Source organism: Streptomyces monomycini (assembly GCF_022271435.1).
GTDB lineage: Bacteria > Actinomycetota > Actinomycetes > Streptomycetales > Streptomycetaceae > Streptomyces > Streptomyces monomycini.
This window is the reverse complement of sequence record NZ_JAFIQY010000061.1, coordinates 1-17,058: the sequence shown is the minus strand read 5'-3', so window position 1 is coordinate 17,058 and position 17,058 is coordinate 1. Positions and strand designations below refer to the sequence as shown.

The window sequence follows — 17,058 nt, the reverse complement described above, 5'->3', positions numbered from 1 at the left end:
CGGCTTCAGCGGCTCGAACCGCCCGCCCACCGGCTTCAGGCGGCCCCCGCCCAGCGGCTTCAGGCGCCTCCCGCCCGCTCCCACGCCACCGCGAACGCGCGGGCCGGATTCATCGTGAAGATCCGCCGCACCAGCTCGGCCCCCAGGGCGGGTTCGAGCCGCGGCCGCAGGCGGCGCAGCAGATGAGGCATACCGGGCCCGCCGTTGACCGACCGGGCCGCCGCCGTCGTCGTGTCGCCGCCAAGGAGCAGCCGGTCCCCGTACCCGGCGTCGGCGAGTGCGGCCAGTGCGTCGGGCAGCCGCCAGTCCGTGGCGTGGTGGGCCCGCGACGGGCCGTCGAACGCCAGATAGGCCCCGGCAGCGGCGGCCGACCGGTGGGTCACCGGGTCGGGGAAGCGGTTGAGGTGGCCCAGCACGACCCGCTGCGGCGGCACCGCCAGCCTCCCGCACAGCAGGTCCAGTACGTCCTGGGCCCCGGTGCCCAGCTCCAGGTGGACGCCGATGGGGGTGCCGGTGGCGTGGTGGGCCTCGGCCGCCGCGGCCATGGTGTACCGGGCGTGCGCGTCCAGGCCGTGGAAGCCGCCGGCGACTTTGACCATCCCGGCCCGGGGGCGCGCGACGGCACCGTCGGCCGCGCCGGTACGGCCGTCACCGCGATCACCGGACCGGCTCCCGATCCCCGTCGTCAGCTCCGCCACGAACAGCTCCGCCAGGTCCGCCGAGCCCCCGCCGGAACCGGTCGCACCGCCCTTCGCCCCTACCCGTTCCAGCACCTCGGGCGCGTAGTGCGCCGCCTGGTGCAGACCCGTCGCCGCGACGATCCGCACCCCCGACTCCTCGGCGAGCCGCCGCAGTTCACCGGCGCGCCGCCCCATCCCGTACGGCGTCCACTGGATCACCGTGCCGCCGCCCGCCTCCCGGAAGGCCCGCAGCTCGGCCGCCGCCGCGCCGGTGTCGTCGAGTTCCTGGCCGGGCAGTTGCGGGCTGCGCAGGAACAGGTGGTCGTGGGCGTCGCAGAGGCCCAGCGAGGTGGGGGCGACGTCTCCCGACACCGTACGGACGGCGGGTTCCGGCCGCGCGGTCACCAGTGCGCCCCGGCCGGCAGCTGCCCGGCCCCCGGCGCGGACAGGTGCAACACCTCGAAGCGCTCCCCGTCCGACGCGGGCGCGGTGCCTTCCCAGAGGGTGAAGTGCACCAGTTCCCAATGCCGGGGGTCGAGCGCGAGCGCGGTGGTGTGCACCCCGTCGGTACGGGCCAGCCGCCGCTGACCGGCCACCGCCTCCGCCACGGCGGTGGCCGGATCGGTCGCCTCGGCGAGCGCCTGGGTACGGCGGACGAAGGAGCGCGGCACCGCTCCGGCGGACGGCCCCCGCTCGTGGTGGACGCCGGTCCAGTGCCGTACCTCCGGGCGGCCGAAGTCGCGGATCACGCCGCGGAAGCCGTCACCGAGCAGGAAACGGTTCATCGCCAGGGGGTCGGCCCAGAGGTAGAACGGCGCGTATTGATTGACGGGCGAACCGTCGACACCGCGTTCCCGGACGCCGTACGCCTTGATCCCGAGCCCTGCGCAGGTGTCGAGGAGGTGCCCCCGGGTGCGTACCCGGTCGCGGATGATGCCCATGTCGTAGTCGGCGGGGAGGGTGACGGTGTACTGCATGGCGTGCACGGGTGCTCCGGGTGGGTGGGCGAAGGAGTGGGGCGCGGGCTCACGGGGCCCGCTCGGGTCATTCCGGTGCGCATGCGGATATGGGCGCGCATGCGGGTGCGCGTGACCGCGGTGACGGGGCGTCAGGCGGTGGGCGCCGGGCCGGTGGCGCGGGCCGCGAGCAGGGAGAGCACGCCGCGCACCGCGGTGTCGAAGGGGGCGGGCGACTCGGCGGCGCGGGCCAGCACGTAGCCGCCCTGCACGGTGGCGACGACGGCGGCCGCGGTCCCCTCCGGGTCCAGTCCCGCGTCGAACTCGCCGCGCTCGCACCCCTCGCGGAGGATTCCGGCGATCCGGCCGCGCAGCCAGTCGAGCGTCTCGAAGACGGGCTGCCGCAGCGCCGGGTCGGCGATGACGTCCGGGTCCATGGTCAGCCGGCCCACCGGGCAGCCGCGCAGCACGTCGCGCTCGCGCAGCAGGTAGGCCCGCACCCGGTCGCAGGCGCTGCCCTCCCCGGAGAGGGCGGTGTCGGCGGTGGCCCGCATGACCTCGGCGGTACGGCGGATGGCGGCGAGCGCGAGGTCGGACTTGCCCGTGAAGTGGTGGTACATGCTCCCTTGCCCGACACCGGCGCGCTGCAGGATCGCCTTCGGGCTGGTGCCGGTGAAGCCGCGCTCCCAGAGGAGCTCCCTGGTGCTCTCGACGAGCCGTTCGGAGGTGGTCATGGGGCGACTGTACATACCAGTAGTTACAGAGATCAACTTCGAGCGTCCGGGGCGGGGCCGGTCCCGTGTCGGCAGGCCGTGCCGACCCGTCGCCCATCGACCTGCTCGCCCGGCGCTTCGCGAGCGGGGGGATCGGCGAGGACGGGTGCTGGCGCCGGCTCTCCGTCCTGGACGAACGGTTCGGCACCGGGGCGGAGGGCGGAGCGGCGTGAGCGGGCAGGGGCGGTCGGCGCTCAGCGCCGTCAGCGCTCAGCGCCGTACGTTGTCAGCGCCCACCGCCGTGCACCGTGGGCGTGCCTGCCGCGCGCCCGCCCCGGCCCTTCAAGCGACTCCGGCGCCCCGCACCCGCGGCCGGGTGTCCACCGCTGTGCGCAGCGGCGGTTCGGCCGACGTGAGCGACGGTTCGCGTGCCGCCATGCCGCGGGCGCACGACGAGCGCCCCACGGAAGTACGGCGCACCGCTTCCTCCGGAGCGAGCGAGAGCGCGGGGAGCGTGAACCAGACGACCTTGCCGCCGCCGTCCGGACGTACCCCCCAGCTCTCGCTCAGCGCGTCGATCAGCGACAGTCCGCGGCCCTCGGTGTCGAGGGTTCCGGCCGTCCGTACCCGGGGCAGCCGCGGGTCCAGGTCGCGTACCGACACCGTCAGCTGGTCCAGGAGGACGAGCAGTTCCACGGTGCACTGCTTGCTGGGCACGGCGTGCTGGTGCACGTTGGCCAGCAGCTCGGTCACGCCGAGCGCCGCCGGGTCTATCAAGGCGTCGAGACGCCAGTACCGGAGCTGTGCCGATACGATTCTGCGCACCTGGCCGATCCGGGCCGGAAGGGCCTGGAGCTCCACCGTGCAGTGTCTGCTGGGCTGCCTGATCACGACCGCGACTCCCTGATGAGGTCGGGCGCCCTCGTACGACGGGGGCGAAGATCGGATCCAGCGATGCCGCACTTCCACCACAGTGTCACCGCTGGTGAACCCTCAGTGATACGAGTCCAGGGTCGTCCCACCAGTGCGCTCCCGCAACCGCACCGTCCCCCGAGAGACCCTGTCAAGCGCGCGCGGAGCGTGCCGCGCGTACGGCGTCGAGGAAGCGGTCCGGGGTGCCCAGCGTCAGCGAGTAACGATGTCCGTTCAAGGTCGCCAGTGCCCGGTCGCGGGCCGCGAACAGGGGTTTGTGCGCCTGCACGGCCTGCACCGGCGCGCTGTCTATCTCGGTGCCGTAACTCGTCAGCAGGGCCAGCCTGCCGTCCTTGATCACTACCTGGCCCGCCCGGGTGAGCGACCGGAGCAGCCATTTCTCTATGCGTACCCCGGTCGCGTTGAACTCGGGCTCCGCCATGGCGATCACCTCCTCAGCACGTCGGGCGTGCGCTCTCCACCCGCCCCCTTGGTGCGCAGTCTGCCTGCGTCGTGCCGTGTGCACCAGTACCCCTTGGCCAAAGCTCGCCCACGGCGCGGTCCCAGGTGCTGCTTGGGGTTGCTCAAAGGGTTGTTTATGCAGGTGAGAAGCGTGTGGCGGGTGGTTATAGTCGGAACCGGCCCGGCGTTCCGCGCGGGCTCCGTACGACGTCGGGGAGCGCGCCATGAGCACCGCACAGTCATCACACAGCCCCGCCGACCGGGTGTCCGGGAGCGGCTGTCCCATGCCGACCGTGGACGTCGACCGCAGCGATCCGGACTACCGGAGCTGGCTCAAGGAGGCCGTCCGCAAGGTGCAGGCGGACGCCAACCGGACGGCCGACACCCATCTGCTGCGCTTCCCGCTGCCGGAGGAGTGGGGCATCGACCTGTACCTCAAGGACGAGTCGACCCACCCCACCGGCAGCCTCAAGCACCGGCTGGCCCGTTCGCTGTTCCTCTACGGGCTGTGCAACGGCTGGATCCGGCCCGGCAAGCCCGTCATCGAGTCCTCCAGCGGCTCCACCGCGGTCTCCGAGGCGTACTTCGCGAGCCTGATCGGTGTGCCGTTCATCGCGGTGATGCCCGCCACCACCAGCCGGGAGAAGACCCGGCTGATCGAGTTCCACGGCGGCACCTGCCACCTCGTGGACGACCCGCGGACCGTCTACGCGGTCTCCGCCCGGCTCGCCGCCGAGTCCGGCGGCCACTACATGGACCAGTTCACCTACGCCGAACGGGCGACGGACTGGCGGGGCAACAACAACATCGCCGAGTCGATCTACCAGCAGCTCCGCCTGGAGCGGTACCCGGAGCCCGCCTGGATCGTCGCCACGGCCGGTACCGGCGGCACCTCGGCGACCATCGCCCGCTATGTGCACTACATGCAGTACGACACCCGCATCTGCGTGCCCGACCCGGAGAACTCCTGCTTCTTCGACGGCTGGCGCACCGGCGACGCGAAGACGGACTGCGCCACCGCCTCCCGCATCGAGGGCATCGGGCGGCCGCGCATGGAGCCCAGCTTCGTGCCCGGCGCCGTCGACCGGATGATGAAGGTCCCGGACGCGGCGAGCGTGGCGGCCGTACGGGCCCTGGAGCGGGCCATCGGCCGCAAGGCGGGCGGCTCGACGGGTACCGGCCTGTGGAGCGCGCTGAAGATCGTCGCGGAGATGGTCGCCGCGGGGCGCACCGGCTCCGTCGTCACCCTGCTCTGCGACCCGGGCGACCGCTACCTGGACAAGTACTACTCGGACAGCTGGCTGGCGGAGCAGGGGCTGGACATCGCGCCGTACGCGGCGACGATCGACAGGTTCCTGGAGACCGGCAGCTGGCCGGGCTGAGTCGCTGGGGCACGCCGGGGCGCCCCGGCCCCTCAGAGGTCCGTACCGTCGCCCGGCTCGCCCGCGACGACCAGCTCCGGCGGCAGTTCCGCGATCTCCGTACGGGCCTGCGCCGACAGGCCGCGGTCGGTCACCAGGACGTCCACGTCCTCCAGCGAGGCGAAGGAACTGAGCCCCACGGTGCCCCACTTGGTGTGGTCGGCCACCACCACGACCCGGCGGGCGGAGCGGACGAAGTGGCGGTTGGTCTCCGCCTCGGCCAGGTTGGGCGTGGACAGTCCGGCTTCCACCGATATGCCGTGCACCCCGAGGAAGAGCACGTCGAAGTGGAGGGAGCGGATCGCGGCGTCCGCCACCGGGCCCACCAGGGTGTCCGAGGGCGTACGGACCCCGCCGGTCAGCACCACGGTCGCGGCGCCCGCCCGGGGCGCCTGGCTGCCGCCGGCCGCCGCCCGCTGCGCGTTGTAGAACACGTCGGCGACCCGTACGGAGTTGGTGACGACCGTCAGGTCCGGCACCTCCAGCAGCTGCTGGGCCAGCGCGAACGCGGTGGTGCCGCCCGCCAGGGCGATGGCGCCGCCCGGCGCGGCCATCCGGGCCGCCGCCTTGGCGATGTCCTCCTTGGCGCTCAGCTCCAGCCCCGACTTGGCCTCGAAGCCCGGCTCGTGGCTGCTCGGCTCGCTGACCGGGACCGCGCCGCCGTGCACCTTCTCGACCATGCCCTGCCGGGCGAGGGCGTCCAGGTCGCGCCGGACCGTCATGTCCGAGACGTTGAGCCTGCGGGTCAGCTCGTTCACGCGGACGCCGCCGCGCCGTCTGACCTCGTCGAGGATCAGAGCGCGCCGCTGCTCCGCGAGCAGGTTCTGATTGTCGCTCACCCCGGCCTGTCCCTTCTCCGCCCAGCTGCCGTTGCGCACACATCCTCGCACGCGGCGCCGGGCGCATCCGCCCCGCCGGGGTGGGGTGTGCGCCCGCGGAACCGGGAAGAAGGCAGGCGCGGGGCGGGCGCCCGGAGCCGCGGGCGTCTGTTGAGCATGACATGACAGTGGAAGGCGCCGCCGGGTACCGTGCGGCGCCGACCGGCACGTACGGCATCGGGGGACAGACCAGTGGACAGCGCACGCGACACGCACCGAACGGCACCGGACCGTCCGGACGCCGCACCGGAGGAGCCGGACGGCTCCCCGGACGAACCGGGCACCGTCCCGGACGGGCACGGTTCGGGCACCGTCCCGGACGGCGACGGTCCGGACACCGCTCCGGGCACCGCCCCTCCCGGCGCACCACCCGGCGAGCGGCAACTCGCCCTGGAACTGCTCGTGCACGGCGTCGGCGGCACGACTCCCGAGCGGATGCTGGGCGACCCGCGCACCGTCCTGATCACCGGCGACGACACCGCCGCCGTGTACCGCAGGGCCGTCGACGCCGACGCCGAACAGCGCCCCGACGACTACCGCGCCGAACCGATCCGCGAGGCGTACTGCTGGTGCAACCTCACCTCCGGCAACGGAGCCCGCGCCCTGTGGCTGATCCTGCTGCCCTTCATGGTCGCCAACCTCGCCCACTGGATGCGCCCCGCCGCCCCCTCGCACCACAAGGGGCACCGCGTGTACGACGTCCTCGTCCGCCTTCTCGCCCTCAGCCTCACCGTCCTGCTGGTCGCCGCGGCCTGCGAAGTGGCCCTGGACCTGACCGCCTGGCAGTGTGCGGGCAGCGCCGCCTGCGCGGCCGGGAAGTCCTGGATGGGCTTCATGAGCCCCGAGAAGGGCGGCACCTGGAGCGGGCCCGGCCGCCGCGTCGTGATCGCCGCGTTGATGCCGCTGCTGCTCGTCGGCTTCCTGTGGTGGCTCTCCCGCCGTACGTGGAGCGCGTACGAGTCCGCCTCGCCGCCGCCGCGGCGCCCCGGCACCTCCCGTGACGTCCCGCCCGCCCAGCGCCCGGCGCTGACCCGCCGCGGCTTCTGGTACGGCCGCCGGGTGGTGGCCCGGCTGCGCGCCGCGCACACCGCGGCCGGACTGCTGACCATCGCCACCGCGCTGCTCGTGGCCGGGCTGGACTTCGACCGGCGTACGGGGCACGGCGGGGCGCTGTCCTTCCTCGGCCGGGTCCTGCTCGCGCTGGTCCTGGTGCTGGCGGCGCTCACCGTCTGGGTCGTCTGCCGTACCGCGCGCTGCGAGGCCGAACCGGACGAGCACCGCGACCGTTTCGTGGTCAAGGTGCTGCCGTTCGCCGCGCTCGTCGCCCTCGTCCTGGCCGCCGTCCATACGGCCTGGTCCCGGCCCGGCTGGGTCAGCGGCGACCGGCTGCCCGGCAGCGGCGCCTTCGGCGGCATCGCCGTCTTCCAGGGCCTGCTGGTGCTCGGCCTCGTCGTCACCGCGGGCTTCCTGCAGAACGCCGCACGCCGCCACGGGCACGGCGACGGACGCGCCGCGCTGAAAGGATTCCACGGCGCGGCCGTCGCCCTGCTGGGGTGCGCGCTGGGCGGTGTGCTCACCGGTGGAGCGGCCCAGCGGCTGGCCGACTGGATGGACGGCGGCGCGACCCCCGGCCGGCCGGACGCCCCGATCGCCGGACCGGCCGTCGTGCTGTCCTGGCAGGCGTCGGTGCTCCCGGTGCTCCTGGTGGTCGTCGCGGCCTTCGCCGTCCTGGCCGGGGTCCAGATGCTGCTGGTGCGCCGCAAGGTGGAACCGGACATCCCGGGTTTGTACGACAAGCAGGAGCGCCCCGACGAGCAGCGGGTACGCCGGATCGCCGGAACCATCGCACGGGCCGGGCTCACGGACTCCGCCCCGGTCCTGATCGGCGCGGTCTGCCTGGTCACGCTGGTGCTGGGCGCGGGCGCCGTGGCCGGTGCCTGGCTCACCGACCGGGCGCCGGGACGCGCCACGGAGCAGACGCCGCTGCTGGTGCACACGGCCGCGGCGACGGCGGAGTCGCTCGGCTCCTGGCTGATGGGCGCCGGCGTCCTGCTGCTCGCCGTCATGGGCTGGCGGGCCTACCGCGACCGCTCCACCCGCCGTACCGTCGGCATCCTGTGGGACGTCGGCACGTTCTGGCCGCGCGCGGCACACCCCTTCGCGCCGCCCTGCTACGCCGAGCGCGCCGTCCCCGACCTGACGTGGCGGATGGCCACCTGGACCGAGAACAACGACGGCCGCCTGGTCATCTCCGGCCACTCCCAGGGCAGTGTGCTGGCGGCGGCGGCCGTCTGGCAGCTCGACCTGGTCACCCGCAGCCGGGTCGCGCTGCTCACCTACGGCTCGCCCCTGGAGCGCCTGTACGGGCGGTGGTTCCCCGCCTGCTTCGGGCCGGAGGCGCTGACCGGGCTGCACCGGGAGATGGACGACTGGCGCAACCTCTGGCGGCTGACCGACCCCATCGGCGGCCCCGTGCGGCTCACCTGCGCGGACGGCCCGGACATCGACCTCGGGCCGCTGCGCGATCCGCTGGCCTTCGGGCGGACCCTCCAGCACCCGCTGCCCGCGCAGATCCTGGGGCACGGTGACTACCAGTCCGATCCGGTGTTCGAGGAGACCCGTGCCGTACTGATCGCCCGGCTCGGGGCGGGCGTACCGCGTCAGCGCGAGACCACCGGGACGGGCGGCGGCTGCTGACGCAACGTCAGGGCAGGTCGGGCAGATCCTCCGCGTACAGCAGCGTGAGGGCGTCGGTGTCCGGGTCGGTCAGCAGGGCGACCCGGCCCGCGTGCCGCTCGACCATCGACTCGAACGTCTGCCGGGCGGTCCGCCCGTTGCCGAACGAAGGCCCCTTGGGGAGCGCGGTGAAGTACTTCAGCAGCGCCTCGCCCGCCCCCTCGGCCAGCCGGTACTCGTGCTCCTCGCCCTGCTGCTCGACGATCCGCAGCAGATCGTCCGGCGCGTAGTCGCCGAAGGTGATGGTCCGTGAGAAGCGGGACGCCACGCCCGGGTTGACGGCCAGGAAGCGCTCCATCTCGGCCGTGTACCCGGCCACGATCACCACCACCGCCTCCCGGTGGTCCTCCATCAGCTTCACCAGCGTGTCGATCGCCTCGCGCCCGAAGTCCCGCCCGGAGTCCTCCGGCGAGAGCGCGTACGCCTCGTCGATGAAGAGCACCCCGCCGCGCGCCCGGTCGAACGCCTCCTGCGTACGGATCGCCGTGGACCCGATGTGCTCGCCGACCAGGTCCACCCGGGACACCTCCACCAGGTGTCCGCGCTCCAGCACGTCCAGCGCCGCCAGGATCTCGCCGTAGAGCCGCGCGACCGTGGTCTTGCCGGTGCCGGGGGAGCCGGTGAAGACCAGGTGGCGGCGGACGGAGGCGGCCTTGAGACCGGCCTCCTGCCGCCGGCGGCCCACCTCGATCATGTTGATCAGACTGCGTACTTCGCGCTTGACGCTCTCCAGGCCGACCAGCTTGTCCAGTTCGCCGAGCACCTCCTCGGAGGGCCGGCTCGCCGCGGAGGCCCCGGCGGGCTCCGGTGCGGGCGGCGCCGGGAGGACGGTCTGCGCCGGTACGGCACCGAGCAGCCCGGCCGACTGCGTCACCGGTACGCCGGCCGGCGCCCGTACCGCAGGGGCCGGCACCGCCGGTTCCCCGGCCGCCCGGCTCTCGTCGCTGGTGCAGTCCCGTACGGCCGGTCCGCCCGCGTACCCCTCGCCGTGAGCGGCGGCGCTGTCCGCGAACTCGTACCCGCCGCGCGCGCACCGCTCGGTGCGGCAGTGCGTCAGCGTCGTACGGCAGCCGTCGATGACGTGGAACCCGTACCCGGAACTTCCGGTCACCCGGCAGCCGTTGAACGTACCGCGGCCCTCCGCCGAGACGTAGAAACCCGCCTCGGCCGGGGAGCTGACCACGCAGCGCTCGACGGTGGGATCGGCGCCCTTGGTCACGATCACGCCGGTCTGCGCCGCGTCGATGGTGCAGTTGGCGAGCGTGCCGCCGCTGCCGTGGTCGCGGAACCACGCGCCGGTCGCCGCCTCCCGGATGCGGCAGTCGTCGAGCTGCACGGTCGCGCCGTCGCTCACCGACACCGCCGTGTTGCGCACCTGGGACAGGTCGGAGTCCACCACGTCCGCGCGCGAGCCCCGGTCCAGCACGAACAGCGCGTCCGGCACGTCGTGCACCCGCGTCGAGTCCAGGACGGCGGTCGCGCCGTCGCTGACCCACACCGCCGGGTAGTCGCCCGTACTGTCGTGGATCTCGCACTGGTTGGCGTCCACCCGGGTGCCCGGGTCCCACACGGACAGCCCGTTGCGGCCGAAGCGCCGCACCGTGCTGCGGGTCAGCGTCAGCACCGACCGGGACCGCAGGTCCACGGCGTTCTCCGGGATGTCGTGGATGTCGCAGTCGGCGAGCGTGAGCACCGCGTCGGTGTCCAGGGTGATGCCGTCGGCCGAGGTCCGGTGCACCGAGCAGTCGGTCAGCTGGCCGCTCGCCCGCGAGGCGACCTGCACCCCCGCACCCTTGATCTCGTACAGCTCGCAGCCGAACGCCTCCACGCCGCTGCCCTCGCCGTCGACCGACAGGCCCGCGCCGGAGGCGTTGCGCACCCGGCAGTTCTCCAGCCGCGGGTGCGCGCCGCCGCGCACCGCGATCCCGGACTGCCCGGCGGCCACCACCTCGCACTCCTCGAAGATCCCGCCGGCACCGTCCAGCACACTGATGCCCACACCGCCCGGATTGTCGACCGTGCAGCGGCGTACGGTCGGGCGCGCACCGCCGCGCACCTCGATGCCGGACGCCGAACGCGTCACCACCCGCAGCCCGTCCAGCTCCGGCGCGCCGTCCTCCACCAGGATCGCGGGCGCCGTCGAGTCCTGCCCCTCCACCTGGAGGTCCTGGACCGTCGCGGAGGCCCGTACGGTCAGCGCGACACCGTCGGCGGGCGCGATCCGCACCGACCCGCGCGCCCCCTCGGGACCGCGCAGCGTCACCGCGCGCAGCAGCACGAGGTTCTCGCGGTACGTACCGGCGCTCACGGTCAGCACGTCACCGTCCCCGGCGGCTTCCAGGGCCGCGGCCAGCGAGCTGTATTCACCCGTGCGGCGCCGCCACCGCGATGTGCCCGTGTGCGTCACCTGGACCGAGCCCTGTGCCATGGCGCTGTCGTGCCCCCACCTCGTGCGGCTGTTACCGGCCCGGCAGTTGTACGTCCGCGTATGTCCGCGTACGTGTGCCCGGGACCCCCAGCCGGGAGGCTGGCCGCTCCACCGTAGCGCGCCCGGCGGGCGCCGGATGACATGGTCAGCCTGTATGCGCGGGAGTTCGTGCACGACGCGGGCGCCCCCACCGTACGGGCGTCCGGCAGCCTTTTCAGGGACCGTGCCGCGGTCCCTTCCGCGGCCCGCGGCCCCTGGTCAGCTGCCCGCTCCGGCCCGCCCCCAGTCCTGGCCCACGCGCTCCCACTCCCGTTCCCAGCGCCGGTGACGCGTGTTCAGCATCCGGCGTGTCACCAGCTGCCGGCCGCCCACGGTCACGGCTCCCACGAGGGCCGCGGCACCGAGCCCCGCGAGCACCGCGTGGGCCCGGGCCGTGCTCGCGTCCAGCGGCCGCGTCACCACCCGGCCCTGCGCGTCGGTCCAGATCCGGAACCGCTCGCCCGCCCGCACGGCACCCGGCGCGGCGACCGGGCCGCTGTGCTCGCTGCCGTCCGGCGCGGTCCAGTGGGCGTCCACCCGGCGGTGCGTCTCCCGGCCTGCGGCGGCCTCGGGGTCGGTGGCCGCGGACGGGCGCGCGGCGGCCCGGTCCGGCGTCGCCCAGACCTGGTGCCGCTGCTGCGCCTGGATCCGCACGGAGCGTTGCAGCGCTTCATGGGCGGCGCTGCCCGCGGCTAGCCCGGCGAAGCCGCCGCCCAGCACGATCACCAGGATGGCGGCCAGCGCCACCCACGCCTCCAGGAGGTCGGTGGTCCGGCGCAGCGGGTTGCGCCGCCAGCGCCACAGCCCCGCGATGACTCGTAGCACGTCGTGCCCCCTCTCCGGGTCCGCAGGTACCTCGTCCGGCGCGTGTCATGCACGGACGGGGCGAACGGTGGGGAAAATCACCGGCGGTGTGCCGTGCGGCCGGGCGACCGGGCGGGGCGGACGGGGGCACCGGAGCGCGTACGGCACGGAGCCCGCACGGGGCTCCCTCACCTGCGGCACACGCACCGTATCGCCGCGTGCGCGGCCTTCAGCCGTACCCGGCGGCGGCCGACACTGTATCCCTGCGTGAGGGAGGTCCCGCGATGGATCACCGACAGGTCGGCCGGCTCATGAACACCGAGGTCGTCAAGGCCCGGCACACCACGTCGTTCAGGGAAGTGGCCAGTCTGCTGAGCCGGCACCGCAAGACGGGCCTGCCCGTCGTCGACGGTGACGGCAAGGTCGTGGGCGTCATCTCCGAGACGGACCTGATGTACCGCCAGGCCGCCCAGGACATGCTGCAGAACCGCTGGTACAACCGGCGCCGGCTGACCGGCAGGGCCCGCGCGGACCGGGCCAGGAAGCGCGGCCTGCGGGCGGGCGAGCTGATGACCTCGCCGCCGGTGACGATCGGCCCCCACCAGACCGTCACCGAGGCCGCCCGGCTGATGGTGACCGGGAAGCTGGACCGGCTGCCGGTCGTCGACGCGGAGGGCCGGCTGTGCGGGCTGGTGACCCGCAGCGACCTCCTGAAGGTCTTCCTGCGCCCGGACGAGGAGATCCGCGAGGAGCTGATCACCGAGGTGCTGGTGCGCACCCTCGGACTCAAGCCCGGCGCGCTCGGCGTGACCGTACGGGCGGGCGTGGTCACGCTGTCGGGGCGGCTGGGGCGCAGCAGCGAGGTGCCGATGGCGCTGCGGCTGGCGGGGCGCGTCGACGGGGTGGTCGCGGTGGTGGACCAGCTGGAGTACGAGCACCACGACGCCGCCGAACAGCACGGCGAGCAGACCGTGCGCGACCGGGCACAGGAGTGGTTGAGGGCCCCGGAGGAAGGGGGGTGCTGAGGCGGGGGCACAGCAGGCCGGAAGGACGGGCGGGACTGGTGGTACGGGCGGGACAGCAGTGCCTGCCCGTCGTCCCGCCCGCGCGTGTCACCGCACCCGTACCGCCAGGGTGACCTCGGCCCCCCGCGCACCGGACACCTCCGTGTCGCCCGGCCGGACCGCGAACCGGTCCGCCACCAGGCGCGCGAGCCACAGCCCGCGCCCGTGGTGTGCTCCGTCGAGCCCCGGCAGCAGTTCGGGAATCACCGTTTCGCTGAACCCCGGGCCCGAGTCGCTGATACGGCACTCCAGTTCGTCACCGATGCGCCGCAGTACCAGGCGGCCCGAGCCGCCCGCGTGCTCCACGGCGTTGCCCGCGATCTCGTCCACGGCGAGCACGAACTCTCCGCGCCGCGGTTCCGCCAGGCCCTCCCGCAGGGCGCACTCCTCCACCAGAAGCCGCAGCTGCGGCAGCAGCCGCGCGGTGAAGCGGCGCCGCAGCAGGCAGGTGGCGGTCCTCATGTCGACCGGCCCGTCCGCGGACGTGGCCGGGTCCGGGGTCAGCACGGCCGTATCACCTCCGTCATGGCCAGCCGGGGCACCGAGCCCGCGCCGAGCCGGTGCAGTGTGCGGGCGTGTACGCGGTCGCAGCGGACCTCGACCAGCTCGTGACCGGTGGCCCGGTCGGCCAGCGCGAGCAGCGCGGTGGCGCAGCCCACCGACAGCAGGTGCAGCCGCGTCAGGTCGACGGTGAGCCGGCGGGTGCCCGCGCTGCCGGACAGGGCCAGCTCCAGCGCGGTGCTGAAAGGCCGGCGGGCGGTGGTGTCCGCGTCGCCGATGAAGTGCACACTGCCGTCCCCGCCGCGCACCGACCGCAGGCTGCCGAGCCGTTCCAGGAGGCTGCGCGGATGGGCCCGGTCCATCGCGTGCAGCACCTCGCGGCTGAACCAGCGGCGGTCGTAGGCGCAGATCTCGCTGTACGGACGGCCGTCGAACAGCGCGTCCGCATGCGTCTCCCGGTGCATCATCACCCGCACATCGGCATTCAAATCGGGCACCCACCGCATGTCGATGAAGGCCCGCAGGCCGGTGAACCCCTCGGCGGCGGCCCGCGCCGTCGCCGTGTGCAGCCGCCCGAGCTGCCGCTCGGGCGTGAACCGGAGGTCCGGGCGGATCAGCCCGCGCATGCTGCTCAGCACCAACTGTCCCTGTTTGCGGGCCGCCTCGGTGCTGCGGCCGGTGTAGTCGAGCCGGGCCAGCACCTCGGCCTCCGGAAGCCACGGGTCGGGGAAGAGCACGACCTTCTCGCCCTGGGCGAGTCCGAGCCGTACGAAGGCGGTCATGACCTCCCAGCGCACCTCGTCGTCGTCGTAGCTCACAAAGGCGTGGTCCCCGGGACGCATGTGCTGCACCGGAATGAGATGGTCTCCGGGCGGTTCCCAGGTCGGCATCGGCACCTAGACACTCCCCACGGCTCCCGCTGTCGGTATCGCCGTGCGCTCACTGTAGGCAGCCGGACACGCGCCCGCAATGCGGCCGCGCGCTCCGCGCCCGAGGCGTGCGCCGGTGCGGACGGGGCGTCAGGCGCCCGCCGGGCAGGGCGTGGGGTGCGGAGACGGGCGGGGCCGCGGCGCGGAGACGGGCGGGGCTCAGGCGTCCGGACGGCGGGTGAGCACCTCGAAGGGGTCGCCGACGCGCAGGGTGCCGGTGCCCTCCGGGATCAGGTTCTGGCCGAAGAGGAGCTGGTTGCCGACGCGGCGGTGGCGGGCCAGGGTGCGCAGCGGCTCTTTGCCGCGCTGCCCGGTCCGCTGGTCGGTGATGGTCATCAGGCAGCGGCCGCACGGCTTCACCACGCGGAAGACGACCTCGCCGATACGGATCCGCTGCCACGCGTCCTCGTCCCAGGGCGCGGTGCCGTCCACCACGACGTTGGGGCGGAAGCGGTTCATCGGCAGGGGGCCCTCCTGGGCGTGGTCGCCCTGGGCGACCAGCGCGTTGAGGGCGTCGAGCGAGGCGGTGGTGGTGAGGTGCAGGGGGAAACCGTCGGCGAAGCTGACGGTCTCACCCGGCCGTGCGTAGGCCGGGTCGGTGGGGCGCCGCCGGGCCGGCTCGTCCAGGTGCACCAGTCGCACGGGGGCGCCCAGGTAGGTGCTGAACCACTCGGCGGCGGCGCCGGACGCGGGCACCGCCTCGACCTTGTCCACCCACACCTTGACCGTGACCGTCGCCCCGGGCTCCGGTACCCCGACGGTCAGCGGCGGCATGTCCGGCGCCGTCAGCCGCACGCCGCCGTCCGGGAGTTCCGCCGCGGCGGCCGTGGCCAGCCGGGGCCGGGCGCGCTGCGAGATGAACCGGAGCTCGCTGTCGACCAGCATCCAGCGACGGTCCCCGGCGAGCCCCCACGGTTCCACGACCGCCTCGCCGGGTCCCGACCCCGCCACGGACTTGACCGGATACCGGTGGATGGCCTGGAGGAAAGGGTTCGGCATGCCCTCATCCTGCCAGGCCCCGCGGCGGCCCCGGCATCGGTGCCGCCCGGTCGTGCAGGACCGGTTCCCCGCCCGCGTACGGCCCGTCCGGTCAGTACCCGCGCGGATACTGCTGACGGCCGCCGTACGGATCGTCGTACGGGGACGGCGCGGGGCGCGGGGCGACCGGGCCGGCCGGGCGCATCGCGTCGTAGCCCGTGCCGCCGTTGCCGGCCGGGCGCTGGGGCTGTTGCTGCTGGGCGGGGTAGCCGCGAGAGCCCGCCTGCTGCGGGATGTACGGCGCCGGGGTGCTCTGCAGCGGGGCGGCCGGCTGGGCCGCGGCACCCTGATGCCCCTGGCCGGAATACGGCTGGGAGGGGGCGGCGGGAAGGGCGGGCAGTGCCGACGGGAGGGCCGGCATGTACGACGAGCCCGTGTCATAGGGCAACTCGACCCGGATCGGGGCAATCTGCGGGGTGCCGCGCTCGGCGACGAGGGAGTCGTAGATCGGGGTGTCCGGGAAGGACGGCGAAGCGTAGTAGCCGCCGCCGTAGGTAGAGCGGGGGGAGGTCATACCTCATAAGTTAAGCCCACGATGTGCCGGTTGGGGAGCCTGGAAAGAGGGTTGTTTCACGTGTCGTGTGAAGCCTGCGGTCCACAATGTGAGCGAACTTGGCAAAATCGGTCGCGAACGCCCGTAGGGATCGTGTAAAGGCCGTGTCCACATCAGATGAACGGCGGACATTTTTCGGCAAGTAGGTTGGAACCTGCCACCGTGCAGGAGGGGCACCGCACCGGAGCCCGGCGAGCGAAGCGAGAGAGAGGCGCCACGATGCCGATGCCCAAGGGGAGCAACGTCGCGGTACCGGCCACGTCGGTACGGCTGGAACTGGGATGGCGCACCGGCCCCGGCACCCCGGACGTGGACGCGTCCGCGCTGCTGCTGGCCGCCGCGGGAAAGGTCCGTGACGACGCGGACCTCGTCTTCTACAACCAGCCCGCGCACGCCTCGGGCGCCGTCCGCCACGAGGGCAAACGGTCCGCCGGGGACTCCGCCACCGACACCCTGTCCGTCGACCTGGCCCGGCTGGAGCCCGCCGTGGAGAAGGTGGTGCTCGCCGCCTCGGCCGACGGGGGCGCCTTCGGGCAGGTGGCCGGACTGCACATCCGGGTGCTCGACGCTGGCAGCGGCGCCGAACTGGCCCGCTTCGACAGTCAGGACGCCACCGCCGAGACCGCCTTCGTCCTGGGGGAACTCTACCGGCGGCAGGGCGCCTGGAAGTTCCGTGCGGTCGGCCAGGGGTACGCCACCGGGCTGGCCGGGCTGGCCACGGACTTCGGCATCAGTGTGGAAGAGGAGCCCCCGGCCGCCGCCCCGGCCCCGGCCGCCGCCCCGGCCCCGGCTGCCGCTCCGGCCCCGCCCGCCGCAGCCCCTCCGGCAGCCCCCACCGCCCCGCCCGCCCAGCAGTACGGCGCGTACCCGCCGCCCCCGGCCCCGCCCGCCCAGCCGTACGGCGCGCCCCCGGTGCCCGCCCCCGCCCCGCCCGTGAGCCTGTC

The 17,058-nt window shown here is 74.0% G+C and carries 17 protein-coding genes; 5 read left to right on the top strand and 12 right to left on the bottom strand.

Features of this window, described 5'->3' with window-relative positions:
• Window positions 1–59: 59 nt before the first annotated feature.
• From JXZ78_RS37900 to JXZ78_RS37890, 3 genes are all read right to left on the bottom strand, one after another.
• A complete protein-coding gene (locus JXZ78_RS37900) occupies window positions 60–1,085 on the bottom strand; it encodes a phosphotriesterase family protein (protein WP_372498484.1) in 1,026 nt (341 codons plus the stop codon).
• Window positions 1,082–1,666, bottom strand: coding sequence for a DUF4865 family protein (locus JXZ78_RS37895; RefSeq protein WP_030023658.1), 585 nt, complete (start codon window positions 1,664–1,666; stop codon window positions 1,082–1,084). Before JXZ78_RS37895 ends, JXZ78_RS37900 begins: the two co-directional genes overlap by 4 nt.
• Before the next feature lie 122 nt (window positions 1,667–1,788).
• Window positions 1,789–2,370, bottom strand: a complete 582-nt coding sequence (locus JXZ78_RS37890; RefSeq protein WP_030023659.1) for a TetR/AcrR family transcriptional regulator — start codon at window positions 2,368–2,370, stop codon at window positions 1,789–1,791.
• Window positions 2,371–2,435: 65 nt separating this feature from the next.
• Here JXZ78_RS37890 and JXZ78_RS37885 point away from each other — a divergent pair, with 65 nt between their 5' ends.
• Window positions 2,436–2,582, top strand: coding sequence for a hypothetical protein (locus tag JXZ78_RS37885; RefSeq protein WP_372498483.1), 147 nt, complete (start codon window positions 2,436–2,438; stop codon window positions 2,580–2,582).
• Between the two features lie 109 nt (window positions 2,583–2,691).
• Here the strand turns inward: JXZ78_RS37885 and JXZ78_RS37880 are convergent, their stop codons facing one another.
• Both JXZ78_RS37880 and JXZ78_RS37875 read right to left on the bottom strand, forming a co-directional pair.
• Window positions 2,692–3,240 carry an ATP-binding protein gene (locus JXZ78_RS37880; protein WP_078624591.1) on the bottom strand — a complete coding sequence of 183 codons (549 nt, stop codon included), beginning with the start codon at window positions 3,238–3,240 and terminating at the stop codon, window positions 2,692–2,694.
• Between the two features lie 172 nt (window positions 3,241–3,412).
• On the bottom strand, window positions 3,413–3,703 hold the full coding sequence (locus JXZ78_RS37875) for a hypothetical protein (RefSeq protein WP_030023665.1): 291 nt from the start codon (window positions 3,701–3,703) through the stop codon (window positions 3,413–3,415).
• A gap of 244 nt (window positions 3,704–3,947) precedes the next feature.
• Between JXZ78_RS37875 and JXZ78_RS37870 the strand changes: the two genes are divergently transcribed.
• A complete protein-coding gene (locus tag JXZ78_RS37870) occupies window positions 3,948–5,105 on the top strand; it encodes a PLP-dependent cysteine synthase family protein (protein WP_030023666.1) in 1,158 nt (385 codons plus the stop codon).
• 32 nt (window positions 5,106–5,137) lie between these two features.
• Here the strand turns inward: JXZ78_RS37870 and JXZ78_RS37865 are convergent, their stop codons facing one another.
• Complete coding sequence (locus JXZ78_RS37865) at window positions 5,138–5,983, bottom strand: DeoR/GlpR family DNA-binding transcription regulator (RefSeq protein WP_030023667.1); 846 nt, start codon at window positions 5,981–5,983, stop codon at window positions 5,138–5,140.
• Between the two features lie 231 nt (window positions 5,984–6,214).
• Between JXZ78_RS37865 and JXZ78_RS37860 the strand changes: the two genes are divergently transcribed.
• Complete coding sequence (locus JXZ78_RS37860) at window positions 6,215–8,719, top strand: hypothetical protein (protein ID WP_372498482.1); 2,505 nt, start codon at window positions 6,215–6,217, stop codon at window positions 8,717–8,719.
• Between the two features lie 7 nt (window positions 8,720–8,726).
• Here the strand turns inward: JXZ78_RS37860 and JXZ78_RS37855 are convergent, their stop codons facing one another.
• Together JXZ78_RS37855 and JXZ78_RS37850 are read right to left on the bottom strand one after the other, a co-directional pair.
• On the bottom strand, window positions 8,727–11,186 hold the full coding sequence (locus JXZ78_RS37855) for a right-handed parallel beta-helix repeat-containing protein (protein ID WP_030023669.1): 2,460 nt from the start codon (window positions 11,184–11,186) through the stop codon (window positions 8,727–8,729).
• Between the two features lie 258 nt (window positions 11,187–11,444).
• Window positions 11,445–12,050: an Rv1733c family protein gene (locus tag JXZ78_RS37850; protein ID WP_033039510.1), complete on the bottom strand. Its 606-nt coding sequence runs from the start codon at window positions 12,048–12,050 to the stop codon at window positions 11,445–11,447.
• A 263-nt stretch (window positions 12,051–12,313) separates the two neighbouring features.
• Between JXZ78_RS37850 and JXZ78_RS37845 the strand changes: the two genes are divergently transcribed.
• Window positions 12,314–13,054, top strand: coding sequence for a CBS domain-containing protein (locus JXZ78_RS37845; protein WP_030023673.1), 741 nt, complete (start codon window positions 12,314–12,316; stop codon window positions 13,052–13,054).
• Between the two features lie 87 nt (window positions 13,055–13,141).
• Here JXZ78_RS37845 and JXZ78_RS37840 read toward each other — a convergent pair whose 3' ends face one another.
• The 4 genes from JXZ78_RS37840 to JXZ78_RS37825 all read right to left on the bottom strand — a co-directional run bounded on the left by JXZ78_RS37840 (window position 13,142) and on the right by JXZ78_RS37825 (window position 16,075).
• A complete protein-coding gene (locus JXZ78_RS37840; RefSeq protein ID WP_033039524.1) occupies window positions 13,142–13,555 on the bottom strand; it encodes an ATP-binding protein in 414 nt (137 codons plus the stop codon).
• A gap of 38 nt (window positions 13,556–13,593) precedes the next feature.
• A complete protein-coding gene (locus JXZ78_RS37835; protein WP_238783657.1) occupies window positions 13,594–14,436 on the bottom strand; it encodes an MEDS domain-containing protein in 843 nt (280 codons plus the stop codon).
• A gap of 246 nt (window positions 14,437–14,682) precedes the next feature.
• Entirely contained in the window at window positions 14,683–15,522 is an 840-nt protein-coding gene (locus tag JXZ78_RS37830; protein ID WP_030023677.1) for an MOSC domain-containing protein, read from the bottom strand.
• A gap of 91 nt (window positions 15,523–15,613) precedes the next feature.
• Window positions 15,614–16,075 carry a DUF6643 family protein gene (locus tag JXZ78_RS37825; protein ID WP_030023679.1) on the bottom strand — a complete coding sequence of 154 codons (462 nt, stop codon included), beginning with the start codon at window positions 16,073–16,075 and terminating at the stop codon, window positions 15,614–15,616.
• A 258-nt stretch (window positions 16,076–16,333) separates the two neighbouring features.
• Here JXZ78_RS37825 and JXZ78_RS37820 point away from each other — a divergent pair.
• A partial coding sequence (locus tag JXZ78_RS37820; RefSeq protein ID WP_238783656.1) for a TerD family protein occupies window positions 16,334–17,058 on the top strand: 725 nt, incomplete at its 3' end.